The organism is Novosphingobium sp. UBA6272 (genome assembly GCF_002440635.1).
In the GTDB taxonomy this organism is placed as follows: Bacteria; Pseudomonadota; Alphaproteobacteria; order Sphingomonadales; family Sphingomonadaceae; genus Novosphingobium.
The window spans coordinates 1-26,380 of the sequence record NZ_DJUW01000013.1; the positions used below are offsets into that span (position 1 = coordinate 1).

The following is a 26,380-nucleotide window of genomic DNA, read 5'->3' on the forward strand; positions in this document are numbered from 1 at the left end:
TTCTTCTCAGCCATCTGCATCGCCGCCCCCGTCATCTTCCGGCTGCCGCAATGAGTCCTGAGCCTAGGCCATCTCGCGAGAGAGCCCTCCCCCTCTCCGGATCGCGCCCACCTCTCCACAAAACGATTTCCTACAACCCATCGACCTGCGACAACGCTTGCCAGGAGGGGACCAACGGCCAGCGAAAGGAATATTGATGGCCCGGTCCAAAATTAGCGCACGCGATGCGCTGTTGAAGGTGCAACGCCAGCGTGAGGCACTCGCTGCCGAGGAGACGAAGCTGCGTGAAAGCGCAGCAGCCGAACTCGGCAAGGTGCTGCTCGATTGCGGTGCAGAAACGCTCGAGCCGGCGCAGATCAAGCAGTTGATGCGCCAGTCGATGGCTCTGGGGATCGACGAGAGCCTCAAACGCCTCGCCTCCCCGTCCAAGGCTTCCTGAAGCGGGCCCGCGGGGTTCGATGCCCCGCGCGCCCGCCATGGTTCCTGGACACAAAAAAGGCCCCGGTGGCAGGAGCCGCCGGGGCCTTTTGCGAGAGAAGCTTGGCGCTTCAGTCTTCGATGTCAGGTGCGTCTTCGTTGCCGCGATCGTTGTCGCCCTGGCGGCCCTTGGTGAGGAAGTCGACCTTGTCAGCGATGATCTCGCAGCCGTAGCGCTTGGTGCCGCTCTGGTCTTCCCACTGGGTGTAATGGATGCGCCCTTCGACGGTCACCAGCTGGCCCTTGGTGCAGTACTTGGCGACGTTCTGGCCGAGACCGTTGAAGCAAGTGATGCGGTGGAATTCGCTGTCCTTGGCGGTGTAGCCGTTTTCGTCCTTGTAGGTCTTGCCCTCCTTGCGGGCGGGCCGGTCGGTGACCACCGAGATCGAGGTAATGTCGGTGCCGCCCTGGGTCGTGCGGGTTTCGGGATCGCGGGCGATACGGCCGACGAGGACTACGAGATTGGTCATGATACTTCTCCTGAACAAGCATCCGGGACCATCCCGGCTGCGAACCAAAGTGAAGAAGCGGCCGGCGGCGATACGCACCGCAGGGGAACCCGGAACTGGTTCGGGTGGTGCGGGCAGCCGGGCGAAGCCCGGCAACACGGCCGGACCTGATCCGGGTTGCGTCTCGTCCGGGGGCTGATTCAAGGGACGGTTCGCGAAGGAGACGGGTTGTCCTGGATGTTTGGACTGGAGGTTCTGACCTCGATCCCAAGTGCCCTGGCCGTTTCGCCAGTCTCCCTGCTCCGCCCTGGCGGTTCAGAGTCAGTTCGCGATCCGCACCGACCGGTTTTCCCCGCCGTGCAAACCGGTAGGCGAAACGACACCACCCGGTGCTGCGTCTGCCTCCTTTCCGTCGAACTTTTCGTCCAGTCGCTGCCCGCGCAGCATCCAGGTCTGCAGGGCGATGAGGCGCGCCCAATCAGCAAACGAGGGAATCGAGCCCAGATCCTCGCGCACGTGCTGCTCGCCGATCAGACGCACCGGAACGATCCGGCCGTCCGCGTTGACGATCGTCGCGCCGAAGATGGATTCGAGCATGAAAATGCCCTCGGCGTGATGGCGCAAGGCGCGGTGCCGGGGGTCTGCAAGAATGGCTTTGGACTGATCGAACCACTGGTGAAGCGGGAGATAGTCCTCAGGTCTGCCGCCCCATTTGCGAACCGAGGAGAGCGCGTGAAAATAGCAGTGTGCCATGATGCCCCTCCTCTAGAGACCCGTGAAGTGTTCGTCGTAGCCGGTGTAGCGCAGGCTGCACTCGAGCACGAAGCTGGCTTCGGGCACCTCGATCACCAGCAGACCGCACGATCCATCGTTTATTTCCCAGCCCGGATGGAACCGTTCGAGCGCGAGATAGGTGAGGGAATCGAGTGCCGCGGCAAGCTGCATGGGCGCCTCGCCGGTCGGTTCGCGCGCGACCTGGTATTCGAACGGAGCGATAGCCACCTCGGGGCAAGGAACGGTGTTCATATCGGTGTCGAAGCATTCGCATTCCTCAACCGCGCCGCTATCACCGCAGCCATCGAAGCGCACCTCGACCCTGGTGATGCCGGCTGCGCAAAGCGGGCCAATCACGGCTTGCTTCAGATGCTCGGTCTCGGTCTGGGCTTGCAGGGCGCGTTCGGCCTGCCGCTCATGATAATCCGCCATTACCTGAGTCATATCGACCATTGGAAAATCCTCCTGTGCTGGAGATCAGGTGGCCAATCCACCTGTCACCATTGGCACAGACGCGGGCCTCTCCTCTGGCCCGACAACGCCAGCGCCGCAGGGGCGCTGGCGCGAAGGCCTTTTGGCCGTCAGTCGGTAGACAGCGACGGTGCCTTTGGGCTGGTTCCAAGCGGACCGCGGCGATCAACGACCGTGATCCGGCGAGATTTGGCCTCGATGACGAGGCGTTCGAGCACACCGTTGCCGGGGAATGCTACGACGTAACGCGGATCGAGCGAAAGCATCCGTTCATTGCGCTTGAAGCCCGCACGGGCGCCAAGCCGCATGTCGAGCGAGAAGGTCACCTGCGCGATGTTACGGCGTTCAGCCCACGATGATGCCAGGCGGTCGACGCCTTTGGTGTCGCCGCCGTGGACCAGGACCATATCAGGGACGCGGTCACGAACCTTGTCGAGCGCCTTCCAGACGTTGTTGGCGAAGGTCAGCGCGTCGGCTTCGTTTGCGTGACGGGTGCGCCCACCGGCGAATACAACTGGCGTGCCTTCGGGCATCGCCGCGCGGCGCTTAGCCTCGCTCCGGGCCCGCAAGAAATCACGCCCTTCAACCAGCGCGGAAGTGAGCATCGCGCCGTGGTTGAAGCGCGAACTCGAGACCGGCTTCCAGGACGAGCCGAACTCGTTGAGGTAAAGACTGGCTGCGACCTCGCGCATCTCTTCGAGCGCCAGCATCGCGCCTTCGGCGCATTGCGCCCGCTCGACCTGGGTTTCGAGCTCATGGGTATGGATCTCGGAGCCATCGGCGCTGGCAACGAGCGCGCGGACTTCATCGGTGGCGCGGTCGAGCGCAGTCGATTTGCGCGCTGCGGAGCGGTGAAAGAGATTGACGAAAGCCCAACCCAGATCCTCGGCGTCGGCTTCGAGTGCAGTGCCGGAAACGAGCGCAAACAGATCGGACCAGACCGCGTCAAGCGTCTGGACCACGGCTTCACGAACCGGAAAATCGCTGCTCGAAACCGGAGCTGGACCAATCGAAAAACCGGCTAGATCGAGACCAGCAAGCTGATCGGCAAATGTGGTGTGCATGGGTGTCCTCCTGACTGACGTGAGGCTGGTCCGCCGCTTGATGGCTGCGCCAGCGAGAGCCCGTCAGGGCCAGTCATGGGTGGACCCGCGCACCGCAGGGGAACCCGCTTGGGCAGGCTGGCGCGGGCAGGCCAGGTCCCACCGGGACCGGCCAACACGGGCCTGCCCAAGCCGGGTTGCGCGGGTCCACCAGCTGGCCCAGGGCCTCTCTCGCTCATGACGCAGCCACCAGCGGGCGAACTGCTGCCCAGTCAGAGCATCCGGTAATATCGCCGCATCTGTTCGGCTTGCTGGTCCCGTGCGTCAGGTGAGACCAAAATCGGCTCCGGTGAAGACAAAGCGGTGCTCCGACGGGAACGCGGCCAGCGCAGTGAGGCGGCCGCCTTCGAAGCGCAGGTGCCAGGTTCGGCGGATCGCCGGCTGGACCGCAGTAAAGGCTTCGGGCGCGAGAACGACGACATTGTGGCCGCCTGTGGAATCGCGGACCGAACGGGTGCGGATCAGCATGGCCCCCGCCTCGCGGGCCGCATGACCAAGCTCCTGACAGGCTGAATAGTCGATCGGGTCGGTCCACAGCGCGGCATCCGCCGCAAACGGATCGCGGGTCAGATCGATCGCGTGGGCCGTCGCGACCTCGGCGGTGAAGCTGGTGTGCTCGGTCGTCGCGGAAGGCGGCACGAAACCGGGCGAGCGCAGATAGAAGCGTAAGCGCCAATAGGCCGTCTCGGCGATCGCAGTGGCCTCAGCTTCGCTGGCGTAGAAAATGCCTGGCCGTTCATCGGCCCGGCGAAACCGGCTGGCCGTGCCATGGCCGTAGCGAAACGGAGAGGCGAGCAGGTAATGGCGGCCGTGAGCGGACCGGGGCAGATCGGGCTTCGCGGCTTCGGCGAGCGCTTCGAGCCGGGCCTGATCCTCAAGACTGTCCGCCAGCCGGTTGGTCGATATCCGGTGCTGGGCCTCGACCACCCGCCAGACCTTGCCGCTATAGGAGCGCAGCTCAGACGCGAGCGCGGTGGGCGTCCACATAATCGCACACAGTGATAAGGCCCTTGAAGCTGTCGATGAGGTCAAGCGGACGCGCATCCAGATCGAGATTGGGCGTTTCCAGCCAGCGCCGCGAAGCGAGATCGTCACTGCCCATCAGCGCGTCGAGCCCGCGGAACAGCCGCAGCAGGAACTGCCCGGCCTCGAACGACTTCGAAGCCGGATCGAGCAAGGTTTTGCCGCCCTTGAGTCGCGAGACCGTTGCCGGGGAAAGACCGAGCACCTGGCCGAGCTTGGGGTTGGAAAAACCCCAGAAATCGGCAATCTTCGCAATAGCCGAGGATAGCACCTGTCCATCAGAGCGCTGAGGTTTGGTCGCAAGGGTTGCCATGGCCAGTCCTTTCAAATGATGCGTATAAACATAAATCATTCATTTGAACAGATGCTGAATCACGCAGCAGCGCGCTTTCGATAGACCTCCTCCCCGTTCGACATGTGCCCAAGGCAGTCATAATCGCCAAACAGCGCGTCAAACCTTGGCGCAATCTGGGCCAGCCAGTGCTGCGCTCGCGGTGATCGCGCGGTGCGCCACTCGGCATCCCAATAGGCGCCGTCATCGCGCTCTGCGATCCAGACCGCAACCAACCCGCCATAGACCGAGACACCGAAGTCCGCGAACGCGTTGCGCAGTAGTATCCGGTCCTCGCGGCCGCGCCAGCCTGCATGGGGCGCAAGCGAAGAAAAGGCAGCGGCGGCCCGCTCGCTGAGGTCATCGCGCAGCCATTCATATTCGAATTCCCAGTCGTCGTCATTCTCGGTCTTCAGGACCGTGAACGCCACCAGAGCACCGCTGGGATAGCTAACCGATCTGCCCATCGTGTCCTCCTCAAGCTGCGAGTGCGGTATCGCCGGCGGCGGATGCAGCTTCTTCAGGCACTGCCCTTCCCCCCAGCCTCAGCAGCAGGCCGGACGCTTCCTCAGCCTTGGCAGCCGCCGTCAGGATTGCGCGGTCATCATCGCGCAGGAGCTTGAGCCAGTGGCCGATATAGCTCGCGTGGTGATCGAGATGCGCCACGGGCAGGCCGAGTTCAGCACCCAGCATGGCGCTTGAAAGCTCGGCGATATATCCTGACAGTCCAGCCATGATTTGACTTCCAACGCAAATTTTCGGGGCGCGGATCATGCGGCGATCTCCTCAGGCTGAGGCTGCTGGGCGTGCATCCAGTCGGCAGCCGCCTGCGCCTTGCTGGCGGCGGTGAAGATGGCGCGAGGGTCGTCTTTGAGTGCGCGCAACCACGATGCCACGTATGCTGCATGGTCGGCGCGCGGATGGTGGGCGATCCCGAGGTCGGCGAGTACGAACGATGCGGTCAGTTCAGCGCAAATTTCCTCGATCGCCAAGCTGTCGCGCTTGAAACGTTCAGCAAAGTTGCGGTCGAGCCGGTGCTTTGCCCCTGTGGCGTGGGCCGCCTCATGCAAAAGCGTGCCCATCTGTGCTGATGCATCCCGAAACGAGGCAAAGGTCGGCATGAAGATGTGATCGAGGTCGATCCGGTAGTGCGCATCGTAGGCCCCCTCGGTGATCGGGATCTTGAGGGCCGCGACGAAAGCTTCGGCGTGCCCGAACCGCTCGCCCTCGGGTAAAACTGCGACAAGTGGGGGTTCATAGCCCTCGACCTGGGCGAGGTTGAACACGGTGAAGGCCTTTGCGAACATGCGGCCGGGTCCGGCTTCGCCATCGTCATGATCATCATCGGCGCGCGATGCGGCCTGCTTCCAGAACACAACCGTTGTTCCGCGCTCTCCCTTGCGGACTTGTGCGCCAAGCGATGCCCACTGGCGATAGGTCCCCCAAAGACCGCTGGAATAGGCAGCCGCTTCGGCTGCGATCCAGAGCGCGAGCACGTTGACGCCGCGATAGCGGCGGCGGGAGGTGACGTTCTGCGGCCTGGTGGTGGCAGCGCCATCATGGTGCCAGGGCATGCGCCAATCGCCGGCACCGGCTTCGATGGCAGATACAATCTCGGTGGTAATGCGCGAATAAACGTCGGCTCGCGGCGTCGCAGGGCGGGATCGGGACATGGCAGGTCTCCACGGCGGGCGGAGGGAAACTGTCTTCCGCTCCTTCAATCCGTCACCCGCAAACCCGCCTCCTCTTCCTCTCCCGCCATACCGTTATGCGGTGTGGCGGTACCCGGTGCGATCTGTTCAAGAACACGCTGGATTCTGGCCACCTCGGCCTGAAGCGTCACCCGCTGCGGCTCTGGAAGCCGCTTCTCGCGCAACAACAACCGTGCCTCATCAGCACCGCGCTGCCATGCCGGGCGATGCCGTTCAGCGATGCAGGCATTGGGGCAGCGGACCGGTTCGCACATGGAAATCATTGGCCCGCTCGCGCCTGGTTCCGAAATCCGGTTCAGGCACAGGGCAGTTGCCGGATCAAAGAAGCAATCGGCCAGCGGACCGACATGTAATGTCCGCGCGAGACTGCCCAGCATGGTGCGCAGACGTGGCCGGTCGGCGATCATGGCAGGTAGCGGTCCCAACTCGTGGGCGGCAGTATCAAGCGTAGCGCCGACCCTGTTCGCGGCAGGTCCGCCAAGGCGTGCGCCACTTTGCCGCTCGTCGAAGTAGACAAGGATATCGTCGATCTGGCCGAGCGCACGCTGGGCTTCGATCTCTCCCCGAAATCCGGACCGGCTGCTGCCAGCATAGCCTTCGAAGGCCGCAACACTAGCGTGCTTGTACTGGATCATGCCGGCAATTGTTCCGAAGGGCCGGTTGGCGATGTGCCAGGCGATTGTGCGGCGAAACTGACGCGTTGTCAGACGCCATGGTCGGCCGTCGGGTCCGGCAGGAATGACGGGTGCCTGCGCGGATCCGAATTGGTCATTGAGGTGATCGCGGAACCGGTTGAGTTGCCGGACTATCTCTGCAGAGACGTGCGTCTTGGTATTGGCCCGGAGCGTGAGGACTGGCCACAAGGTCGTTGTTCCGCGCGCTTGCCCTGCACGCGCCGAAAGGCGTTCGAGGACATCGATGGCTTCAGCGACCGGCGCGATGGTAACCCACTCGGTCTCCTCGCCGCCGCCGCGCTTGCCCTTGTAAGCAGTGGACTTGATACGATACCGCAAGATCGTACCGTCTTCGGTTCTGGTAATAGACAGGCATCCCCGCCTCATGGCTTGGATCTCGCTGTCCCGCATGCCTGAGAGAAAGGCACATACGATATAGGCTGCGGACTGCAGCATGACTTCCTCGAGGGGCAAAACCTTGGCATCGAAGCGGGTGCGCCAAGGCAGGCCCGTATCGGGATCGGCAGAATTGGGCGTATCTATGCCGCCAATCTCGGTGCCGAGTTCTGCGATGGCAGCGGCGATGAGGTCTGGTGCACCGGTGGCCAGGCCAAGGTGCATGGCAGGTTCGGCCTGCGCGTTGATACCGGCATGGAGGTGGATCAGGTGGTAGTTGATCGGCGGCGTGACGGCGCCGGTTTGCGGATCTGTTCGCGTTGTGCCGTTATGTGCCGTGGTCCAGATCGGAATGCCGCGCCCATGCTGCCGCAAGGATGCAACATAGTCGAGGAGGCGTTGGCGTTGCCGTAACCGACGAACAGCGGGATCCAGACCTTCCTCAGCGGCAATCAGACGGTTGCGCGTTGCTTCAAGGCGATCGAGTTCCGCCCGTGCGGCAAGGATATCGCCTGCGTGGCAGGTCACGTAGCGCAACGACCAGGAGAGCAGCGGCGTCATGATCGCTTCAGGAATGCGTGGCGTCCGGTTTTCACCGGGGATGTACCGGGCACCGGCGACCGAGAACGGGCTGCGCCCGGGCCACGGATCGATACGAAGACGGGCCGTTGGAAGGTGGCGGCGCAACTCGTGAAGGTCGAAGATGACGCGCAGCAATACTGCGACCGCAACCGGACGTAGCCCCTCACGGCGCTTCGAACGGGCAAAGCGGTCAAGCAGAGACTGATCGACCCGCGCAAGATCGAAGCGCCCAAGGTCGGCCTTCACGAAGTTGAAGAAAAGCAGGGCCCGGTTGGCCTCACCCCGCACGGCTGCTGGCTGAAGCCGGGGGCGATGGCCCGGCAGATCGACATTGAGCCGCGCATGGAGAAACTGGCGCAGGGCATCGGCAATGGCTGGGTCTTCGATGCTGCTAAAATGCACGGTGACATGGCAGCGCCTGGCGTTATCGCGAAAGACGCCCGGCGACAGGTCCCAGGTCTGATCGCCGTATCGCGAGAGATCGGCGCGGTTGCAGCCAGGCCGCAACGGAACCGACATGAGTACGGGAAGCGTCTCGCGCGCCCCGTCGTCATGGGCCGGCAAGGATACGGCAGTCATGCCCGGGCCTCGGGCGGCAGATAGACAATGGGATGCTGGGCGGCGAGCCGCGCGCGAGCCTGAGCCACAGCGTCATCGCCGAAGGCAGGCAGGATCTGGCGGACGATGCGTTCACGGGCGTGACCAAACTTGGCCGCCCACTCGTTCGTGTTCATGCCTGCGCGCTGCTCATCGATAAAGGTGAGAAACGCGAGGATCGCTGGCAACTTGCGTGCAGTGATCACCGCGTTTTTGCAATCGAGGCAGCCCCAGAACGGCGTGGGACATGGAGAGCCGACAGCTGCGGCAAAAGGGCTTGCGTAGAAGCCGCCGCAGCTCGCCAGCCATACGTCCTGTTCTCCGTCGAGCACGGCAACCGATGGCGCATCGGCAATCTGGCCCGCGCTTGCGGCTCGACTGCGCAGATGATCTTCCTCGGAGGGAGGAATGACTCGGGGACCGGCAACTGCCTCCTCGAGGGCGTCGGCGACGGTCTGCTCATGCAGGGGTCTGAGCGAGGGAACATCGGCATAGTGCCGCGCTGCGATCTCGATCGTGTGGCCGACGGCGAACCGTGTCATGTGCCCTTCGGTCTTGAGATACCAGAGCGCCTTGTGCGTTTTACGGAGCCGGGACAGGCGCAGATACAGCGGTCTGCCCGCGTCATCGGCAATGGCGTGGCGCGTGGTCCATGCATCGATGGTCGAGCGCGGATGGCGAATGCCGTGGACGATCTCACCGGTCTGGTAATAGACCCACAGGCAATCGCTGGCATTATGGGCCCGCGCGCTTGCCGAGAGTGCGATGATGCGCCGGATCAGCCCTCCCGGCGTCGACGAGGCACCGTCTCGCACCCTGATGGTCTTGTGTTCGGCGCCATGTGCGCGAAGCTTGGTGTAAGCGATCTCCACCGTACCCCCCGAGGCGTTGCGCAAACAATCGACGGTCAGCGTTTTGCAGCACTCGAGCTCAAGCCCGGTCTCCAGCGAAAGTAGGACCAGCAGCGGCACGATATCGACGGACGTCAGGTAATGAGCGCTGTGCAGCGTCATGCTGAAATCCGCGTTCCAGAGGCCGCGCTTCCAACGCCTGGCATAGAGTGCCATCCACTCAGGGTCGCGATGCCTGAGGACCCCACGCGCCTCTATCGCGGCGTGCGCCTTGCGGGCAGTTGCCTCGATCTCCCGAATCTCGCCAAAGCATGGGCCAGCCCGCAATCTGGCCTCGATCGCGGCCAGATCGATGCGGGCCGCGTCGCGGAGCTGGCGGGCAACGAACGGGCTGTAGGCGTCGCGTGGGCGTGGCGGGGCGTAAGGTTGCGAGCTGACGTAGCGAAGCCGCTCACGCAAGCCCGCCTCGATGACATCAGGCTGATCGGAAGCGATCCGGCGAAGCACGGAAACGACCTTGGCGACGAAGGTCGGCGCGTGGCCCCGCGACTTGCCCTGAACTTCGAGCCACGCTTCGTATCCATCGATGTGGCTGGCTCGCAGGTCGGCCGGCCCGGAGATCCGATCACCAGTTCCGGCAAGATAGGCAAAGAAGCTCGGCAGCTGGGTCATGTAGGTCTTGATGGAGGAGCGAACCGCTACGGGCCCGCGTGGAGCGACCAGCATGAACAGGCCTCGGGCAAAGGCGAGTGCCAGCCCCCGTGGGTGCAGTCTGGTGAAATCGACAAGAACCTCGCCCCCATACGGCGGGGCGATCGTGAAGCGCAGCGTGCTGATCTGCAGCCATGGGTCGGGCTCGGGCTCTGTGGTCTGGCCCTCGAACCCGACCTTGCGACCTTTACGAGGAGCGGCGGTCATGGCCGGAGATAGCCCGGCACACGCGCAAGCAACTCTTCCACCGCCGCATCGACGGTATCGGCACGAGTGGCAATGTGATCGAGATAGATCGACGTGGTGGCAAGGCTGGAATGGCCGAGCAGGCGTTGCACCTGCTGCAGCGGATCACCGAGCAACTGGCGATAGCCGTCCATGGCGCCTGCCGGTGCAGCAACTTCGCCGAGGCGCCGCTGGATCAGCATCGCCAGCATGTGCACGGCGAACGAATGCCTAAGCTGATGGGGGCTGACGCGAACGGAAATACCGGCATCCGTGCATCGACGGCTCGCCCGGGCAAAGATCGCTTCCCACGAGTTGGGCAGCACCGGTTGCCCGACCTCGGTGAGCCAGAGGACTGCCGCCTCACCTGGCGTGCCATCGTCGGCACAAATCACGAGCCTGGCCCGTTCATCCGGTGTGACGACTTCCATATCCATCATGCCGCCACCCACGAGGTGCAAAGCGGTCGGTGCGGTGGGTGGGCGGTGTATGAAGATCGGGCGGTCGATGGCCTCCCAACCTCGACGTGAGGCGAACTTGGCCACCGCCGATGCGCGCTCGACCGCAATGTATGCATCGAATGCGGGCAGCAGGCGACGCGGTAGCAGCATGGTCCGGCCCCGGTCGCCCTTGGTCAGGGCCGCCGGCAGTTCTACCCGGCGTTGGCGCTCTACACGAACATCGCTGCCGGGAATCTCCGCTGCGAGAAGGAAGGATGCTTCCTCGAGACGCAAACCGGTGGTGACCAGCAGGTCAGCGAACAGCGCGTTGCGTGCACCATTGCGGTCGCGCGCTCCCGGGCGCTCAGCTCCCTCGACGGTCAGGCCGCGCAGGCCGACGTCTCGGAATACATGGTAGGCGGGAAGATCGACGAAGCGCACATCGGACCGGCGCGCAGCCCGCTCATAAGCTTCGTTATGCCCGGCGATGGCAGCGCGCCGACCGCCGTGCGATCTTCGCCAGATCTGCCGATGGGTGAATGGCGTACGCTCGACCAGGCCCTCGCGCTCGGCCCATCGATAGAGCTTGTCCAGCGATGCAACCGCCCGGTTCCACGACGAGGCTGATATCCGGAACTCGGCGTCACTACGCCGGCGTGCCCGATGATACGCACCGACATCATCGGTATCGGCTTGCCAGACGGTCTTGCGGCGAGCCGAACCCAGAAACCGCAACCAAACCAGGACATCGTAGCCGTGTGCCCGCAGCGAGTGGCGCGAGCGCGCGCCGTTGAGCGGCAGATCGAGGAAGTAGCGATCGAGATCAGGATCATAGATCGTACCATCGCGCAGGATGATCGGAATGTGGGCGTCCAGTCCATCTGCTTCGCGGCGTTCCTGGATGGAGATCGGTTCTTCTGAAATATCCACAGCTTGCCAGTCCCTCCCCCGGACCCCCTCCCGAATCCAGAACGCACCCATTGCGCGCCTGCGGGACGGTGGTCATCAGGCCGGACTACGCCAGCTTATTGGGAGCGCTTCATCCGGCCTGATGCCCCCCTGCGTCGCGCCCGGACGATACCCTTCAATGAAGCGTCAGGCACGGTGCAGACTGTCCAGATAAGGCAATCAGTTCTTCGGCAGCATAGGCAGCCGTGCCGAACCGGTTCCTGAGATCGCGTGCGAGGCGGCTGGAGTGCCCGGTCCAGTGTGACAATTCATGCGCAAGTGTCGCATAATGGTGGTCAAAGCCGGAGAACAGGTGTGCAGGCGGCATGGTCACGCGGTCCGCGAGCGGCTCATAATAGGCCTCGCTGCCCTGGTACCGGAGGTTCACCGGAACTTTGCCGAAGAACGCATCGAGCTCGGCTTCGCGTCCTTCCGGTTCGACCAGTTCGAGCTAGGCCGCAGGATGGAACCGTTCGGGCAGGCCTTCGACCTGATCCGCGTTGAACACCGGATAGGCCTTCAGGACCCGGCGGGCCTCATCGGACTTTTCGCCGGTCTCTTGAGCTTCCACCTCTTTGGTGTAGCTCTTGCAAAAGATCGCGATGGTCGATTTCTCGCCCTTCCTCACTTGAGCCCCGAGGCTCTTCGCCTGGTTATAGGTCATCCAGTAGGGCGAAGCGTAGCCGCACATGTCGGCGACCATCCACAACCAGAACACGTTCATGCCGCGATAGGGAATGCCGCAGGCCCGCAAAGGCCGCGATACCGGCACCCCGCGCCATGGCTGGATCCACGGCTTGGTCCCGGCTTCGAGCCGGGCAATGATTTCCTGGGTGATGCGGGCGGCGGGCGAAAGACCGCCGGGCGATTGCTTGCGATAAGCCATGAGAGAGCTCCTGATCCGGACGCCTGACCAATTTTGGCAACACATTCGCCGGTCAGGTCCGTTCAGGCCCAAGCCCTCTCCACTCTTCCCAAGTGGCTATCGAGATCGCTCGATCGCTCGGCCTGGCCTGCGGCGCCGGAAAGCCGGTGCCGCAGGCCCAAGGCGATCAACTGTTGAGGCGATCCTTGACCGCCTTGGCGGGAGCAAAGGTCAGCTTCTTCGACGCAGCGATCTTGATGGTCGCACCGGTCGAAGGATTGCGTCCTTCGCGTTCTGCGCTTGCCTTGACCTTGAACTTGCCAAAGCCATTGATGGCGATCTCGTCACCGCTTGCAGCTGCGTCGGCGATCGCCGCAAAAACGCCATCAACGATCTTGCGAGCGTCGGCCTTGGTCAGGCCATTGGCATCGGCGATCTTTTCAGCGAGGTCAGCATTGTTCATGTGAAGTCGTTCCTTCGTTGGATGGAGCGCGGGCGGTAGGACCATTGCGCGCGACAAACCAAGGCATGCGGCGGTTTTTCCACATTATCCGGCCAAAACAAAGGAAGCGGCCCCTTGGGCAAAGCCAAGGGACCGCTTCACAGGGTCACGAGTTGCCTGCCTGTCAGGAGGAGGTCAGGCAGCCAGCTCGCGGGGGGTCGGATTGTCGTCGTTGGCGCCCTGGGTGCCGGGGGCAGGATTGTCGGTCGGTTCACCGACCTGCGCTTCCAAGTGTTGGAGCTCGTCCTCCAGCGTGCCGGCGAAACGCATGACCTCAGGCACCCACGCCAGCGAACGCTCGCGCACTTCGACCTCGGTAATGTAGGTTCCGGCAAAGACGCGCTCGGCGCTCATGGCGAGATCGCCCTTCTTGACCGAGGCGAACCGGCTCGCAAGATCCGGGCCGCCAACGTCGGACAAGGCATCAAGGATCACTGCCTTGGGCACCCGGTCGAAGTAGTTCGCCGCAGTCGGGCGCCACCAAGCAGCCATGTCGATCCCGATCAGGCAGCCGAGATGATCGTGAAGCGCGATATTGCGCTCACCCAGCATATTGAGACTGGCTTCGAGCGTCCGGCCGATGACAAAACCGAGCCAGGCGACACGGGCGTCGTCGCTGAGCGCGCGGAAGCGATCGAACCGCGCCGACACGGTCTCACCGCCGCGCCAGCTTTCGTCGAGAGCTGACTTGAACTCGGCAAGTGACGCGCTCGCTGCGGCATCCTTGGCCTCAAACCCGATGATCGGCCCCGCCGGAATTCCACCCCGCAGCGTCGTTGCGGCGCGGGCCCGGTAGTCGAGCGTATCGGCATCGGCGAGCGTGAAGACCATGAGGTCGAGCGCAAGCCCCGGATCGGAGGCCACGTGGAGCGCGAGGACATCGCGGCGCTGCATCGCGAGTTCATCGATCAGGCGCTTTGACAGAGCCGCCCGGCGCTTGCCTGCGGCATTCGCTTCGGAAACGATCTCGATTCCGCCGCCTTCGCTTGGGACCTCCGACTGCCTCTGCCCATAGAACACCGGCTGGAGAACCGGGGTTCCGTCACGCGAAAGGACAAGGATCATCCCAGCCTCGGCCTTGAGTTCGGGCGCGAGCTCCGGAGGCCGGGCGCGGATATCCTGGCACTCGCGCTCGATCGCTTCGATCGCTGCCTCGGCCGCCGCAACGGCGTCTTCAGCGCTGTCCTCATCTTCCAGCACCGCAGCGTGCTCGTCATAGGATGTATCGAGCACATCGAGCCGGGCAAGTTCGGCTTCGCTCAGCGGTGCGGGTTCAGCGGGGAGCCGAACCAGTCCTTCGATGAGATCATGGCTGGCGTAGGGATCGAGCGTCGGCTTGACCCAGGCCAGACCTTGTTCAGCCGCAAGGGCCACGGCCTGTTCATCCATCTTTGCCGCAGCGAGCGTTTCAAGCAGCGCGACATCGGCCCAGGCCTCACTGTCCTCGTCATCGAACAGTTCGCGCTCGATCCGCCCGCCCGCTGCGAGATAGGCATTGCGTCCGACCAGCCGCGCTCGCGGGTCGCTTCCCCGCAGCGTGCCCGAAAGCACCATGCGGCGGATCGAGTCCGGATTGGGCGCGTAGTAGCCGGTTGAGACCTGCTCGAAGACCCGGGCCTGGATCTGCTGGTCCGAGGTCGCGCCATAAGCCTTGGCGAGGTCGAGGGTGATCTCGCCCGATGCCAGTGCATCGAAGACGACCGGCGCAAGCGTGGCAAGGCGCAGCCGCCCTTCGACGAACCGAACGGTCAATCCGAAGCGGCACGCCACCTGTTCAAGGCTCGCACCGGCTTCAATCAGCGCTGCGAAAGCCTGGGCTTCGTCGGCCGGGTTCATCGCCAGGCGGTGGAAGTTTTCGGCAAGGCTGGTCTCGATGGCGCCTTCGGCGGTGTCTTCGAGAACCAGGCAAATCACCTCGTGATCCTTGGACAGAACCTTGTCATCCGCCAGCGCCAGCATCGCCTTGCGGCGGCGTTCGCCGGCCTCCACCTCGAACTTGCCTTTGGCTCCGGGGCGCACGATGAGGTTCTGCAGCAGGCCGCGGGCTGCAATGCTGGCCTTGAGTTCGGCATCGGCCAACGGATCGGAATGCCGGCGGACATTGCGCGGCGAAGCTACGAGTTTGTTCAGCGGGATCGTCTTGATCATGGTACTTACTCCTGACTGGCGAGCCCGGCACGCCGACCACCGGCGCCCAAGAGGCTCATCAGGTCAAAGCTTCCTCCCCTCTCCTGTCCTTGCTACCGGCAAACCGGCGGACGCAGGCGGAAGACCAAAGGACAGCGATGACGACGACAAACCCGCAATGCACGCGCTGCCGATACTGGGTGCAGGTTCCCGATCAAGACGGGCACGACCTCGGCCAATGTCGCAGATTCCCGCCAAGCTACGAAGGATGGGCCATAACCTTTGGCCAGGACTGGTGCGGTGAGTTTGCAGCGAGCGAGGCACTTGCCGAGCTTTAAGCAGACCCGCAGTTACTCGCCGATCCGCGCCAGAACGACGGCAGCAGTTGTCGTCGGCACAAACAGCCGGGTCTGATAACGGATGATCTCGGTGAAACAGCCTTGCGCCTTGTACCATTCAAGCCGCGGCGCCGACCAACCGGCGAGTTCAAGCCGCTGCGCCCCATTGACCAAACTGCGCTTGAGCAAGAGAGCCTCACGGGATTTGACCTGGATTGGTCGTCCTGCCGCAAGCACGGCTTCGACGACCTGCTCGGCGGAGAATGCCTGATCATTCTCAAGACCCAGTGCCTGGCAGAGCTCGGGTACACAGTGCAGCGGAACCTCGCGGCCAAGCAGCGAGGTGCCATCGCGCGCCGAGATCCGGCTGACGCGAACATAGTCAGAGGGAAGTTTGTCCCAGACCGGCAGCAGCAAACCGGTCGCAAGATGCATCCGTTCGCGCTTGTGGCTCGCAGCGGCCTCCTCGGCCTCGGCTTGCCATAGGCCGCGGAACTCGGCCAGATCGACCGGCTCCCAGCTGCTTTCATCGAGCTGCTCGGCGGTGAGATGGCTGCGCTTTAATGGCCGGACCAGTTCGAAACGGGATACCCGCGTGCCGTCATCGGCAAGCAGGCTTCGAGCCGGCACCAGCAGCCCGATCCGGCCAGACCGGCTGTTGCGCAGGTGCCGCTGCCTTTCGCCGGACAAGCCATAAAGCTCGTCCAGTCGCGGCAATGTCAGTGGTTTGAGCGCACGCGCGATCTCGATCTCCAGCAGGTGCGTGGTCGCCCCGGAGAGCGCATCAGTGCGCAGCAGGGTGTCGGACAGCACCTCGAAGTGCTCGACCGCGATGGTCTCGACGCCCAGATCGAGCGTGCCCGCCTGTCGCGCTGCGTCGATCCGCGCTTCGACCAGTCCCAGGAACTCATCGAATATGCCGTTCTGGAGCGCAATCGGCAGCGCGAGGATGCGATTGAGCCAGCGCTGGATCGTCGGGAGATCATCGACCATCGATCCGTCGGGGCCTTCGATACTGAGACCAGTCAGTTCCTCGAACTGCACAAGCGACACTGCCGCGAGTTTGCCGATGAACAGCAGGCCGAACCAACGATGGAGCGCTTCCTTGGCATAGCTGCTCTCGAGGTTGTCCGCCGGATCGAACAGGTTCTGACCGCCGGTCTGGCGCTGTCCGCGGGTCAAGGCGCCAAGGCTGTCGAGCCGCCGCGCGATCGTCGAGATGAACCGGCGTTCGCCGCGCACATCGGTGGTCACCGGGCGGAACAGCGGCGCTGAGGCCTGATTGGTGCGGTTAGTCCGGCCAAGACCCTGGATCGCGGCATCGGCACGCCAGCCCGGTTCGAGCAGGAAGTGAACCCGGCGCGCCTGGTTCCTGGCTGTGAGATCGGCGTGATAGCTGCGGCCGGTGCCGCCGGCGTCGGAGAAGACCAGGATCTGCTTGGCCCCATCCATGAACGCCTGGGTCTCGGCGACATTGGCGCGGGGGCTGCGCGACTGGAGCATCTGGCGACCATCGCGCCCGACAATCAGGCGGCGGGTGCGTCCGGTGACCTCGGCGACAGTATCGACCCCGAACCGCTCGATGATCGCGTCGAGTGCTGTCGCGATCGGCGGGAGCGCGCAGAGCTGTTCGATCATACGGTCGCGGGCGGCAAGCGCCGAACGGCACAGCACGGGTGCCCCCGTTTCGTCGGTCATCGGCTCGGAGCGCGGATTGCCGTTCTCGTCGGTGAACACCGCCATCAGCCGCACGGGAAAGCTCTTGGTGAGGTAGTCGATCACGTATTCGCGTGGGCTAAGGTCGATCTCGAGCATTTCCCGTTCGGCATCCGAGAGATCGGCCAGACGGCGATTGAGCATCGCTTCGGCGGTCGAGACGAGTTGCACCACCACGCAATTGCCCTCGGCTAGCGCCGCCGCCACTGCCAGAAGCAGGCTCGGCAGTTTCATCGAAAGCAGGAGCTGAGCGAAGAACCTCTGCTTGGTGCCTTCGAAGATCGACAGCGCCGCCGCCTTGGCGCCCGAGTTCAGCGTCTGTCCGCTGTCCTGATCGACGATTCGGGTGGCTTCGAGCGCCTCGCGCAGGTTTGCATGAATAATCGCCCAGGCTCCGGCATAGGCATCGTAGACCCCGATCTGGTCGGCAGTCAGGCAATGCTCGAGGATCTCGTATTCGACCCCGGCGAACGACAGTGCCCGCGCAGTGTAAAGGCCAAGTGATTTGAGATCGCGCGCGACCAGTTCCATCGCGGCAATCCCGCCGTCCCGGATCTCAGCGACGAACGCCTCACGGTTGGCAAAGGCGGTTTCAGGTCCCCACAGGCCAAGTCGGGTCGCATAGGCGAGATTATTGACGTCCGAGGCTCCGGTGGCCGAGGCGTAAAGGACGCGGGCGCGCGGCAGGAGATTCTGCAGGCGAACACCTGCAATCCCCTGCTCCGAACCCTTGACCTTGCCGCGCGAGCCTTCGCCGCCCGCAGCGTTGGCCATGGCGTGCGCCTCGTCAAAGACGATCACACCGTCGAAGTCATCGCCCGCCCAGTCGAGAATCTGCTCAAGCCGGGTCGCGTCGCTTCGGCCTGAGCGCAGGGTTGGGTAAGTGACGAACAAGATGCCCTCGCGCATTGTGACGGGTATGCCCAGTTTCCATTGCCCAAGCGGCTGCACGTCGATCGGGAGACCGCCCAGCGCGGTCCAGTCACGGCGGGCATCTTCCAGCAGCGCCTCGTTCTTCGAAATCCAGATATGGCGGCGCTCGCCGCGCACCCAGCGATCGAGGATGACCGCAGCAACCTGTCGGCCCTTGCCTGCGCCCGTCCCGTCGCCGAGGAAATAGCCCATGCGGTAGGCGCGCCCGTCGGCGCTGGCCTTCAAAGCACAGCCCTTGTCCTCGGGTTCGAAGCGTCCGGCGAGGTCGCGCGAATGAGCGCTCGCTGCATAGATCAGCGTCTCGGCCTGAGCCGCCGAAAGCATGCCCGTGGCGATGAGGTTCGAGGGAAGCTGCGGAACAGCCACTGGCACCGGCGCCGTGATTGAGCCCATGGCGATGGACTCCACCAGCGGGGTCGGATGGTCGAGCGCACCTTCGATCGCGATCCGGCTGGGCCGGTAGGGCAAGTAGTGCCCGACCTGCTGCGCGATCGGTGCTGGAGCCTCGAGCGGCTGGTAGGCAAGTGGCTTGATCGCGGGCGGTGCGGCAACGGAACGGACCTGGAGCGGGCTTGGCTTTCGGCCTGGAGCGACCAGGCGCAGCGGGACAAGCGCCTTCGCGGCGATCACCGGTTCATCGGTCACTTGCATTCGACTGGGCAGACCATCGACCAGTGAGCAGAGCTCGGCAAAGCTCACCGGCTTGGCGATAACGGGCATGTCTCCGTGATCGACCTTGTCCAGAACCAGGAGCCGCGTGGTGATCGAGGTGCCGTGCTTGATGAACCCGCGTTCGATGGCCGCATTGAGGCGCAGCGTGACCGGGCCGGCAATTCCATTCAGGAAACGCGGCAGATCGAACCATTCAGGCATCACTGCAACAAGCCGTCCGCCCGGGAGCAACCGCTTCCAGGCCGAACGCAAATGCCGCGCGCCGGTGCGCCCATCGTGGCCACGCTCGATCCCGTGCGAATAGGGCGGGTTCATCAGCACCACACTTGGCGCGACCTGGCTCCCGAGCAATTCGTCAATCAGCTCGCTATCGAAGCCCGTAACCGGTGCCGCCGGGAACAAGGATCCGAGGCATTCGCGGCGCAGCGGCGAAATCTCGTTCAACGCCAGCCGGGTGCCAGCCTTGGCGGCCCAGACCGCGAGCATGCCCGTCCCCGCCGACGGTTCGAGCACAAGTTCGCCTGGAACGAGGCCGCAAGTCCGCGCGGCGAGCCAGGCAATCCGCGGCGGGGTTGCGAATTGCTGCCATTCGATCTGCTCGTCGCTGCGGCTGGTTTGGCCAGGCACCAGGGTCTCCAACCGGGTGAACGCCTGATCGGCGCACTCGGAAGACATCGCAGTGGTCAGATCCGCTACGCCTTGCACGTACAGAACCTGAGCCAGTTCGAGTGCCGCATGGGCTTCGCGCACCGACCAGCGCCCTTCAGCGTCACTCCCCCCGAAGTGCTCGCACAAGACGGCGTTGAGATCGGAGCGCGAGATCGGATCGTTCGAACTGAGCTTTGCGGCAAGAAGGCGCGCAGCAGACAAGACCTGCGGTTCGGCAGGATCGGTAAAGGTGAATGCGGGTGACGTGACTGACATGGGGAACCTCCTGACGAGGCCCAATTTGGTCAAGGGGCCTCACACGGCCCCAAGCCCTCTCTCCTCTCTGCGATGCTCAAACCGCCGCACGTTGGCGGCTGAGCAACACGTCGTTCCAATCGTCACCGGATCGTTCCGGCGGACGGGTGACAATCCGCCGCCCTTCACAGGCATAGGCTTCACGGGCACGCTCTTCAGCGAGCCGACCGCCAGCATCATTGTCGACGAACAGGTGCAGTTCGCGGACCGATTCCGGAATGGTGACGAGGCCGAACCGCTCGTTGCCAAGTGTGGCCCAGCAGGAGATGCCGAACAATTGCATCGCAGAGAGCGCAGTTTCTACCCCTTCCGCGACACCCAGACGGCCACCACGCGGCCAGGCCAGGCGCACAGCGCCCGCCCCCAGGCTACCGAGCGCGCGTTTCGGCTGTTCGAATGCTGCCAGTCGGTCGTTTTCGGAATCGAGAAAGGTCCGGTGGAGCGCCAGTACACCGGCGTCATTGCGCACGGCTGACACCAAGGCCGGCAGGAACCGCACTGCGCCCTTTGGTCCGAGCGGCATGAGCGGATGGAAGCGCAGGTCGGGTGATGCCACCGTGATGCCGCGACCAAGCAAATAGCGCTCGGCTGGACTGCCCGCGAGGATCGAAGCCTCGCTCCAAAGTCTCAGCGCATTGCGGTCGGCGATTTCATCGCGTAGCTTGGGTGATACCGGCTCGCCCTTCGCGCCAAACAAGTCGGAAAGCCTGACACCGCGTTTGGCCATGCCCTGCATGACCGCTTCGTTGTTGCAACCGGCGAAGCAATGCACCAGGACCGCGCGTTTGCCGAGCGTGATGCTGAGCGACGGCGTGCGATCGGCATGAGCCGGACAGCAGCACATACCTCGCGAGCGCGACCAGGTGCCGCCCAGCGCTTCGACAATCTTGCGGGCGCGAATTTCGAGCGCATCGCGACCTTGAACCTTCGGCATGGGGCATCTCCATCGTGATATGCCTCCACCCGCGCAGCCTCCGCTCTGCGCCGCTGACAATGTGTTTTCCTACAACATCTGTTCTATATATGTTCTCACTCGATTCGACCAGAGCAGGAATTGCACATGACCAGAAAAACGACGTTCGCCCTTGCCCTTGCCGCTGGCCTTGGCAATTCATGTCCAGCTTTCGCTGAGCAGCCGGACGAACAAGTCGTTCCGGTCGAAACAGTCTCGGGTGGAGCAAGAATTGACGAGGGCCCGGGCGGATTTCAGCTGGTAACGCATGGTGTTTGGCAAGTGCCGACGCCTGTTTCGCCGCTCCTGACCGATCTCCCAACGACGCAGGGTCCTGCAATCGCGGCCGCCACACCTCGAAAGAGGGGTTCCCGCCTTGCCCTAAGTTACCGGCGGGCCGTTTATCTCCCGCATGTCTACGCTGCCGAAGCGCAGTACCGGCTTCCGGCCGGATTGCTCGATGCGCTGATCTGGACCGAATCCCGCTATAATCCCCTTGCGGTCAGTAACGCCGGAGCGGCGGGACTTGGGCAACTGATGCCCAAGACAGCCCGTGATCTTGGGGTTTCGAATCGTTTCGACCCGCGCGCCAACCTGTGGGCAGCCGCGCGTTATCTGCGCCAGATGTTGGACAAGTTCGGGATGGTGCATCTTGCAGTTGCGGCCTACAATGCCGGACCGCGCGCCGTGGAGCGCGCAGGTGGTATTCCGCTTAACGGTGAAACGCCAGGCTATGTAAAAAGTGTTTTGGCTTTCTGGGGGGCAATGTGAGTTCGCTTCAGGGTTCCGGTCTAAGTCGGCGCAGGCGCATCAGCGGCGTGCTGGGGCATGGTGGCCGAGGGCTCAATATTTTGACGGATGCTGGTGATCTATGGGTGCTCGACCGTGATGACATAGATCCTGACCTTCTTGGTAGGCGTGTAACCGCGGAAGGCACGTTGGCTGGGCTTGATCGATTGAATATCGAATGGATTGGCGAAACGCTTGGCTAGATCAACTATCCCGCTGATCTCGTGGGACTAGTTGGCGGCAATGAGCATCTGTCGTTGTTCGGCTGGAATCTTGCCCATGCAGAAGTCGGTCCAATCGGAAATCAACACCTTGCGTTTCTCGAGATAGTTGGTTCTGCGATAAGCAGCTTCCACCTTGTTTGACACCGTGTGAGCCAACGCAGCCTCCGCCACTTCACCCGGCATGTCCGAGTTCTCCGCGGCCCAATCTCGAAATGACGATCTGAATCCATGAATCGTCACACCCGAATCTCGATCTCGCATGATCTTGAGCAAAGTCATGTCCGAGATGGTCTTCTTGGGGTTTTGACCCTGGAATACGAAATCGCTCGCTGGTGAGCGAAAGAGCCTTACACGTGCCAACGCATCAAGCGCGCTGGTGGTCAATGGCACAACGTGCGCCTTTCCTGCCTTCATGCGCTCAGCCGGAATGGTCCAAAGCCCCTTCTTCAAATCGAACTCGGACCAGGTGCAGCCCCTTGCTTCACCAGACCGGGTGGCCGTCAGGATGAGGAACTCGAGCGCGAGGCGCCCAATGGAAACGCGGCTCCGAAGTTCCGCGATGAAGTCGGGCACCTCTTCGTATGGCATGGCCTCAAAATGCCCCCGCTTCTTCGGTTGACGGGGCAAACCCTTAGCGAGAGACCGAATGGGCGCTTCCGAAGCGCGATACCCCTTCGAATAGGCCCAATCGAGCACAGCGCCAATTCGTTGGCGGACTCGCCGCGCCGTCTCAGGCTTCGTCAACCAAATCGGCGCAAGCACATCTCTAATCGCAGGGCCTTCAATATCCGAAACAAGCACCTTTCCAATTTTCGGAAAAGCGTAAGTCTCGAGCGTGTTCATCCACTGTTGCTGGTGCTTGCCATTCTTCCAGCCGGCCTTGTGCTCCTCGTGAACGAGCTCGGCTGCGGCCTTGAAGGTTGGGACCTCTTCACGCTCCTTCTTGCGTTCGACGACAATGTTGACCCCATTTTTCATGTCACGCCTGATACCCCGGGCAGCTTCACGAGCCTCGGCGAGGCCCACTTCTGCCAGCGTACCAAGGCCAATATCGCGCCTCTTTCCATCTGCTTGAACACGCACAATCCAGCTTCCGCGACCAGAACCAAAAAACTTGAGGATCAGACCTTCGCCATCGGAGTATCGGCCCGGCTCGCGTAGATTTCTTACCTGAACTGCAGTTAGCTTTCCCATATCAACACCTCTTGCGGCGTTCAGCCAGACCCACACTCTCACCAAAGTCAGACCCACACCCGGACCCACACTCGATGGGAGATGGTATGGAACATATAGAGAACTTCTGAGAGTGTCTCAATAGCCGAAACGCAGACTTTCTGCGGCTTTTGGGAATATATGCGATGGTCTGGGAATGGTAGTCTGGCGGAGAGGGTGGGATTCGAACCCACGTTACGGTTACCCGTAAACCGCATTTCGAGTGCGGCGCATTCGACCTCTCTGCCACCTCTCCGCGAGATCGCCTGCGAGCTGGCCCGTGGGCCGGTTCGGTCGAAGAAGCGCGCGGTTAGCGGATGGCGGGGCGCTTGCCAAGCCCTTCTTACGGCTTATTCAGGGGACGGCGCCTGCACTGCCGTTGTTTCGCCGCAACTTGGCCCTATATTGCCAGCATGGACCGCGCTTCGTTCTTCTCCCCCCAAGCTGGCCGCGACATCGATGCGCCGCGCTTTGCCCATGCCCGCTTTGGGATCGGCGATGTCGTGCGGCACCGCGTGTTCGACTTTCGCGGGGTGGTGTTCGATGTCGATCCGGTCTTCGCCAACAGCGAGGAATGGTACGAATCGATCCCCAAGGAAGTGCGCCCGCACCGCGAGCAGCCATTCTATCACCTGCTCGCCGAGAATGGGGATTCGAGCTACATCGCCTATGTCAGCCAGCAGAACCTGCTGGGCGACGCCGATGGCGGGCCGGTCGATCATCCCAACGTCACCGAACTGTTCGAGGAATTCGACGGCGGGCGTTATCGCCTGCGCCGCTCGATGACCCATTAGGCCAGGCGCTGGCGAACTGCGGCTTGTCGGGTTTGTTCAGTTCGAGCGGCACCAAGACTGTTAATATCCAGGCTTCACGGGATGGGAGCCTTGCGCGATGAAACTAACCCCATTTGCCCTCGGGCTTGGCCTGGCGAGCGGCTGCCTGCTCGCAGTCCCAGGGTCGGCCGCGGTCTGCAAGCCGTTCGCCTCGCTGAGCGGGGTCTACAAGGCCAATGACGGCGGCACCTACCGGATCCGCGCCGCTGGCGACACCGTTTGGTGGCTGGGGCGCAGCGCCGATGCCGGCGAAAGCTGGACCAATGTGTTCAAGGGCACCCGCAAGGGCAACATCATCACCGGTCAATGGGCCGATCTGAACAGCGGAGCGAATGGCGCCGGCGCTTTGACGCTGAAAGTGACCAAGAACTTCTAGCTGGTCCGGATCAACGCGGTCGGCAGCGGATTTGGCGGCACCCGCTGGCTGCGGCCGGGCTGCGACAGCGATAATTCGGTTCCGATCGACTGACGCTCAGCAACCCCAGGTGCAGACCAGCGCCGATCCGCCGTCGCGCTTCTCGATCTGCATCGCCCCGCCGCAGCCCTCACCGCTGTCGATCGGCGCATAGTCCGGGGTGACGGGTACACCGAAGCCTAGCCTGGCGAGAGTCCTTTTGACCTTCTCCGGCGGCTCGAGGAAATTCACCGTACGGGTATCCGACCCGTCGGTTTCGGGTGGGTAATAGCGGCTGGAGGTAATCCGGCTGAGCTTCAGCCCGTGCCAGGTGGTCGTCGCGGGAAACCGCAATTCGGCGCTGGCGGTTTCGGCACCATCCTTGTCCTTGCCGTTTTTCGCAGTGATCGGCAGCGGCGTGTCATAGGCATCCAGCGCCACGGTCAGTCCGCGCCCGCTGCCCAGGTCCATCCCGGCTTCGAGCTTTTTGTAGACCCGCTCCAGCGTGTCACCGGCCTGACACAGCGAAGGCGAGGCGAAGGCAAGTGTGCCATCAAGCGCAACCGGAACCGGCGCTTCGGTCGCGGCATCGGTTGCCACATCCGCCCCGGCGACGGTGGCAGTGGCGGCCGGTCCGGGCTGGGTCAATCCACTGTCAGGCACGATACCTGAACCAAACCAGGCAGCTCCGGCGACCACGGCGACAACAACCGCACCAATCCCGGCAAACAGTGGCCAGCGCGGACGGACGGACTCTTCGTAATTGGATCCTTCGCCGGGCGCAGAAGCCATTGCCGCAGGGGCAGGCTCGGCGGCTGCAGTTTCCCGGCCAACCGCGGCAGCCTGTCCTTCGAGCAGCCGGGCCTTTTGCAACGCGAACTCCTCGTCGGTCAGCGCTCCGTCCTTGTGCAGGCGGGTCAGGCGTTCCAGCTGTTCGATCCAGTCACTCATCCGCAGGTCCCATCCAAGTGAATCGGTGCAAGGATAGCCGCTTGAACGGCCAGCACAATCGCCTCAGCTCTTGAGCTTCCAGCCGCTCTTGAGCAGCAGGTACAGCACGGTCGACAGCGCGACGTTGAGCAGCCCCAACCCGATCGCACCGTGCAGGACGGCCTGATTGGTGCTACCGATGTCGCTCTGCCCGAGAAAGCCGAAGCGGAAGCCCGAGATCACGTAGAAGAACGGATTAAGGCGGCTGATCGTCTGGAACAGCGGGGCCAGATTGTCGATCACGTAGAATGTGCCCGACAGCAGCGAGAGCGGCGCGATCACGAAATTGGTCACTGCCGCGTTGTGGTCGAACTTTTCAGCCCACATCGAGGTGATGACCCCGATCAGTGCCAGCATGATCGCGCCCATCAGCCCGAACCACACAACCGCCCAGGGATGCGCAACAGTCAGGTGCACGCCCGGCCACAGCAGCATCGCTCCGGCCACGGCCAGTCCGACCAGCACCGCGCGGGTCACTGCCGCGCCGACCAGACCGATCATCAGTTCGCCGTGCGACAGGGGCGGCATCAGGTAATCGACGATCGTTCCCTGGATCTTGCCGGCCAGGAAGCTGAAGCTGGAATTGGCGAAGGCATTCTGCATCATCCCCATCACGATCAGCCCGGGTGCGACGAAGGTGGCGAAATTGACCCCCAGCACCATCCGCCCGCTGCGGCCCATCGCGACGCTGAAAATCACCAGAAACAGCAGTGTGGTCATCGCCGGAGCCCAGATCGTCTGGGTCTGGACCTTGAAGAACCGGCGGACCTCCTTCATATAGAGGGTCCACAGCCCCAACCGGTTGATCCCGGAAAAATGGGGCACTCCCTGGGCCCGGAAGCTCAATTGCCCCCCGCTGCCAGCGGTTGCGGGCGGATTGGCGCTTTCGGAACTGGGAAATGGTTGATTGGACATGCTGTGGCGACTATCCGCAGCCTGCGCCATTGGCAAGTTCGCGGCCCCGGTGCCGCCGAGGAAAGTGACAAGAAGCATGAGCTGGACCGACGAACGGATCGAAAAGCTGACCAAGATGTGGGAAGGCGGTGCCACCGCCAGCCAGATCGCCGACGAACTCGGCGGGGTCAGCCGCAATGCCGTGATCGGCA

Annotated in this window: 27 protein-coding genes and 1 tRNA gene; 6 read left to right on the forward strand and 22 right to left on the reverse strand. The window is 63.2% G+C overall.

Annotated features, from left to right (window positions below):
- Positions 1–196: 196 nt before the first annotated feature.
- A complete protein-coding gene (locus tag B2V17_RS06155) occupies positions 197–439 on the forward strand; it encodes a DUF6437 family protein (protein WP_292996274.1) in 243 nt (80 codons plus the stop codon).
- Between the two features lie 109 nt (positions 440–548).
- Here B2V17_RS06155 and B2V17_RS06160 read toward each other — a convergent pair whose 3' ends face one another.
- The 18 genes from B2V17_RS06160 to B2V17_RS06245 form a co-directional block, all read right to left on the reverse strand.
- Positions 549–947: a single-stranded DNA-binding protein gene (locus tag B2V17_RS06160; protein WP_292996275.1), complete on the reverse strand. Its 399-nt coding sequence runs from the start codon at positions 945–947 to the stop codon at positions 549–551.
- Between the two features lie 300 nt (positions 948–1,247).
- Positions 1,248–1,679 carry a DUF6915 family protein gene (locus B2V17_RS06165; protein WP_292996276.1) on the reverse strand — a complete coding sequence of 144 codons (432 nt, stop codon included), beginning with the start codon at positions 1,677–1,679 and terminating at the stop codon, positions 1,248–1,250.
- A 12-nt stretch (positions 1,680–1,691) separates the two neighbouring features.
- The gene (locus tag B2V17_RS06170) at positions 1,692–2,153 is read right to left on the reverse strand and encodes a DUF6878 family protein (protein WP_292996278.1); all 462 of its coding nucleotides are present in this window, start codon (positions 2,151–2,153) and stop codon (positions 1,692–1,694) included.
- A 128-nt stretch (positions 2,154–2,281) separates the two neighbouring features.
- The gene (locus tag B2V17_RS06175) at positions 2,282–3,235 is read right to left on the reverse strand and encodes a DUF2493 domain-containing protein (RefSeq protein ID WP_292996279.1); all 954 of its coding nucleotides are present in this window, start codon (positions 3,233–3,235) and stop codon (positions 2,282–2,284) included.
- Between the two features lie 303 nt (positions 3,236–3,538).
- On the reverse strand, positions 3,539–4,261 hold the full coding sequence (locus tag B2V17_RS06180) for an RES family NAD+ phosphorylase (protein WP_169495514.1): 723 nt from the start codon (positions 4,259–4,261) through the stop codon (positions 3,539–3,541).
- Positions 4,233–4,610: an antitoxin Xre/MbcA/ParS toxin-binding domain-containing protein gene (locus B2V17_RS06185; RefSeq protein ID WP_169495515.1), complete on the reverse strand. Its 378-nt coding sequence runs from the start codon at positions 4,608–4,610 to the stop codon at positions 4,233–4,235. Before B2V17_RS06185 ends, B2V17_RS06180 begins: the two co-directional genes overlap by 29 nt.
- Positions 4,611–4,669: 59 nt before the next feature.
- Complete coding sequence (locus B2V17_RS06190) at positions 4,670–5,095, reverse strand: hypothetical protein (RefSeq protein WP_169495516.1); 426 nt, start codon at positions 5,093–5,095, stop codon at positions 4,670–4,672.
- 10 nt (positions 5,096–5,105) lie between these two features.
- Positions 5,106–5,363: a zincin-like metallopeptidase domain-containing protein gene (locus B2V17_RS06195; protein WP_292996285.1), complete on the reverse strand. Its 258-nt coding sequence runs from the start codon at positions 5,361–5,363 to the stop codon at positions 5,106–5,108.
- A 35-nt stretch (positions 5,364–5,398) separates the two neighbouring features.
- Positions 5,399–6,301 carry an ArdC family protein gene (locus B2V17_RS06200; RefSeq protein WP_292996308.1) on the reverse strand — a complete coding sequence of 301 codons (903 nt, stop codon included), beginning with the start codon at positions 6,299–6,301 and terminating at the stop codon, positions 5,399–5,401.
- A 44-nt stretch (positions 6,302–6,345) separates the two neighbouring features.
- Positions 6,346–8,571, reverse strand: coding sequence for an integrase (locus tag B2V17_RS06205; protein ID WP_292996286.1), 2,226 nt, complete (start codon positions 8,569–8,571; stop codon positions 6,346–6,348).
- A complete protein-coding gene (locus B2V17_RS06210; protein ID WP_292996288.1) occupies positions 8,568–10,358 on the reverse strand; it encodes a hypothetical protein in 1,791 nt (596 codons plus the stop codon). Before B2V17_RS06210 ends, B2V17_RS06205 begins: the two co-directional genes overlap by 4 nt.
- Positions 10,355–11,746, reverse strand: coding sequence for a tyrosine-type recombinase/integrase (locus B2V17_RS06215; RefSeq protein ID WP_223806916.1), 1,392 nt, complete (start codon positions 11,744–11,746; stop codon positions 10,355–10,357). The genes B2V17_RS06210 and B2V17_RS06215 overlap by 4 nt, the downstream gene beginning before the upstream one ends.
- 154 nt (positions 11,747–11,900) lie before the next feature.
- On the reverse strand, positions 11,901–12,209 hold the full coding sequence (locus tag B2V17_RS06220) for a zincin-like metallopeptidase domain-containing protein (RefSeq protein WP_292996309.1): 309 nt from the start codon (positions 12,207–12,209) through the stop codon (positions 11,901–11,903).
- A 6-nt stretch (positions 12,210–12,215) separates the two neighbouring features.
- A complete protein-coding gene (locus tag B2V17_RS06225; protein WP_292996290.1) occupies positions 12,216–12,650 on the reverse strand; it encodes an ArdC family protein in 435 nt (144 codons plus the stop codon).
- Positions 12,651–12,816: 166 nt separating this feature from the next.
- Positions 12,817–13,092, reverse strand: a complete 276-nt coding sequence (locus B2V17_RS06230; RefSeq protein WP_292996292.1) for an HU family DNA-binding protein — start codon at positions 13,090–13,092, stop codon at positions 12,817–12,819.
- Positions 13,093–13,266: 174 nt separating this feature from the next.
- Positions 13,267–15,279 carry a ParB/RepB/Spo0J family partition protein gene (locus B2V17_RS06235; RefSeq protein ID WP_292996293.1) on the reverse strand — a complete coding sequence of 671 codons (2,013 nt, stop codon included), beginning with the start codon at positions 15,277–15,279 and terminating at the stop codon, positions 13,267–13,269.
- 329 nt (positions 15,280–15,608) lie between these two features.
- Complete coding sequence (locus B2V17_RS06240; protein WP_292996295.1) at positions 15,609–19,841, reverse strand: strawberry notch-like NTP hydrolase domain-containing protein; 4,233 nt, start codon at positions 19,839–19,841, stop codon at positions 15,609–15,611.
- Positions 19,842–19,917: 76 nt separating this feature from the next.
- Positions 19,918–20,814 (reverse strand): DUF7146 domain-containing protein, encoded by an 897-nt coding sequence (locus B2V17_RS06245; RefSeq protein WP_292996297.1) that lies wholly within the window; start codon positions 20,812–20,814, stop codon positions 19,918–19,920.
- A gap of 126 nt (positions 20,815–20,940) precedes the next feature.
- Here B2V17_RS06245 and B2V17_RS06250 point away from each other — a divergent pair, with 126 nt between their 5' ends.
- Together B2V17_RS06250 and B2V17_RS06255 are read left to right on the forward strand one after the other, a co-directional pair.
- The gene (locus B2V17_RS06250; RefSeq protein WP_292996298.1) at positions 20,941–21,603 is read left to right on the forward strand and encodes a lytic transglycosylase domain-containing protein; all 663 of its coding nucleotides are present in this window, start codon (positions 20,941–20,943) and stop codon (positions 21,601–21,603) included.
- Positions 21,604–21,650: 47 nt separating this feature from the next.
- On the forward strand, positions 21,651–21,824 hold the full coding sequence (locus B2V17_RS06255) for a DUF5818 domain-containing protein (protein ID WP_292996311.1): 174 nt from the start codon (positions 21,651–21,653) through the stop codon (positions 21,822–21,824).
- Between the two features lie 27 nt (positions 21,825–21,851).
- Here the strand turns inward: B2V17_RS06255 and B2V17_RS06260 are convergent, their stop codons facing one another.
- Both B2V17_RS06260 and B2V17_RS06265 read right to left on the reverse strand, forming a co-directional pair.
- A complete protein-coding gene (locus B2V17_RS06260; protein WP_292996300.1) occupies positions 21,852–23,039 on the reverse strand; it encodes a tyrosine-type recombinase/integrase in 1,188 nt (395 codons plus the stop codon).
- A gap of 184 nt (positions 23,040–23,223) precedes the next feature.
- Positions 23,224–23,313 (reverse strand) — tRNA-Ser (locus tag B2V17_RS06265).
- A gap of 157 nt (positions 23,314–23,470) precedes the next feature.
- Here B2V17_RS06265 and hspQ point away from each other — a divergent pair.
- Together hspQ and B2V17_RS06275 are read left to right on the forward strand one after the other, a co-directional pair.
- A complete protein-coding gene (gene hspQ, locus B2V17_RS06270; protein WP_292996301.1) occupies positions 23,471–23,851 on the forward strand; it encodes a heat shock protein HspQ in 381 nt (126 codons plus the stop codon).
- Between the two features lie 97 nt (positions 23,852–23,948).
- Positions 23,949–24,266, forward strand: a complete 318-nt coding sequence (locus tag B2V17_RS06275) for a hypothetical protein (protein ID WP_292996303.1) — start codon at positions 23,949–23,951, stop codon at positions 24,264–24,266.
- Between the two features lie 96 nt (positions 24,267–24,362).
- Here B2V17_RS06275 and B2V17_RS06280 read toward each other — a convergent pair whose 3' ends face one another.
- Together B2V17_RS06280 and B2V17_RS06285 are read right to left on the reverse strand one after the other, a co-directional pair.
- A complete protein-coding gene (locus tag B2V17_RS06280; RefSeq protein ID WP_292996305.1) occupies positions 24,363–25,235 on the reverse strand; it encodes an SHOCT domain-containing protein in 873 nt (290 codons plus the stop codon).
- A gap of 63 nt (positions 25,236–25,298) precedes the next feature.
- Positions 25,299–26,189: an ABC transporter permease gene (locus B2V17_RS06285; RefSeq protein WP_292996306.1), complete on the reverse strand. Its 891-nt coding sequence runs from the start codon at positions 26,187–26,189 to the stop codon at positions 25,299–25,301.
- A gap of 76 nt (positions 26,190–26,265) precedes the next feature.
- Between B2V17_RS06285 and B2V17_RS06290 the strand changes: the two genes are divergently transcribed.
- On the forward strand, positions 26,266–26,380 hold a 115-nt coding region (locus tag B2V17_RS06290), incomplete at its 3' end, for a GcrA family cell cycle regulator (protein WP_292996313.1).

Bases quoted from the DNA above. Each gene is read 5' to 3' on its own strand.
- B2V17_RS06155 (WP_292996274.1), top strand. From the start codon at position 197: ATGGCCCGGTCCAAAATTAGCGCACGCGATGCGCTGTTGAAGGTGCAA.
- B2V17_RS06160 (WP_292996275.1), bottom strand. From the start codon at position 947: ATGACCAATCTCGTAGTCCTCGTCGGCCGTATCGCCCGCGATCCCGAA.
- B2V17_RS06165 (WP_292996276.1), bottom strand. From the start codon at position 1,679: ATGGCACACTGCTATTTTCACGCGCTCTCCTCGGTTCGCAAATGGGGC.
- B2V17_RS06170 (WP_292996278.1), bottom strand. From the start codon at position 2,153: ATGGTCGATATGACTCAGGTAATGGCGGATTATCATGAGCGGCAGGCC.
- B2V17_RS06175 (WP_292996279.1), bottom strand. From the start codon at position 3,235: ATGCACACCACATTTGCCGATCAGCTTGCTGGTCTCGATCTAGCCGGT.
- B2V17_RS06180 (WP_169495514.1), bottom strand. From the start codon at position 4,261: ATGTGGACGCCCACCGCGCTCGCGTCTGAGCTGCGCTCCTATAGCGGC.
- B2V17_RS06185 (WP_169495515.1), bottom strand. From the start codon at position 4,610: ATGGCAACCCTTGCGACCAAACCTCAGCGCTCTGATGGACAGGTGCTA.
- B2V17_RS06190 (WP_169495516.1), bottom strand. From the start codon at position 5,095: ATGGGCAGATCGGTTAGCTATCCCAGCGGTGCTCTGGTGGCGTTCACG.
- B2V17_RS06195 (WP_292996285.1), bottom strand. From the start codon at position 5,363: ATGGCTGGACTGTCAGGATATATCGCCGAGCTTTCAAGCGCCATGCTG.
- B2V17_RS06200 (WP_292996308.1), bottom strand. From the start codon at position 6,301: ATGTCCCGATCCCGCCCTGCGACGCCGCGAGCCGACGTTTATTCGCGC.
- B2V17_RS06205 (WP_292996286.1), bottom strand. From the start codon at position 8,571: ATGACTGCCGTATCCTTGCCGGCCCATGACGACGGGGCGCGCGAGACG.
- B2V17_RS06210 (WP_292996288.1), bottom strand. From the start codon at position 10,358: ATGACCGCCGCTCCTCGTAAAGGTCGCAAGGTCGGGTTCGAGGGCCAG.
- B2V17_RS06225 (WP_292996290.1), bottom strand. From the start codon at position 12,650: ATGGCTTATCGCAAGCAATCGCCCGGCGGTCTTTCGCCCGCCGCCCGC.
- B2V17_RS06230 (WP_292996292.1), bottom strand. From the start codon at position 13,092: ATGAACAATGCTGACCTCGCTGAAAAGATCGCCGATGCCAATGGCCTG.
- B2V17_RS06235 (WP_292996293.1), bottom strand. From the start codon at position 15,279: ATGATCAAGACGATCCCGCTGAACAAACTCGTAGCTTCGCCGCGCAAT.
- B2V17_RS06240 (WP_292996295.1), bottom strand. From the start codon at position 19,841: ATGTCAGTCACGTCACCCGCATTCACCTTTACCGATCCTGCCGAACCG.
- B2V17_RS06245 (WP_292996297.1), bottom strand. From the start codon at position 20,814: ATGCCGAAGGTTCAAGGTCGCGATGCGCTCGAAATTCGCGCCCGCAAG.
- B2V17_RS06250 (WP_292996298.1), top strand. From the start codon at position 20,941: ATGACCAGAAAAACGACGTTCGCCCTTGCCCTTGCCGCTGGCCTTGGC.
- B2V17_RS06260 (WP_292996300.1), bottom strand. From the start codon at position 23,039: ATGGGAAAGCTAACTGCAGTTCAGGTAAGAAATCTACGCGAGCCGGGC.
- hspQ (WP_292996301.1), top strand. From the start codon at position 23,471: ATGGACCGCGCTTCGTTCTTCTCCCCCCAAGCTGGCCGCGACATCGAT.
- B2V17_RS06275 (WP_292996303.1), top strand. From the start codon at position 23,949: ATGAAACTAACCCCATTTGCCCTCGGGCTTGGCCTGGCGAGCGGCTGC.
- B2V17_RS06280 (WP_292996305.1), bottom strand. From the start codon at position 25,235: ATGAGTGACTGGATCGAACAGCTGGAACGCCTGACCCGCCTGCACAAG.
- B2V17_RS06285 (WP_292996306.1), bottom strand. From the start codon at position 26,189: ATGTCCAATCAACCATTTCCCAGTTCCGAAAGCGCCAATCCGCCCGCA.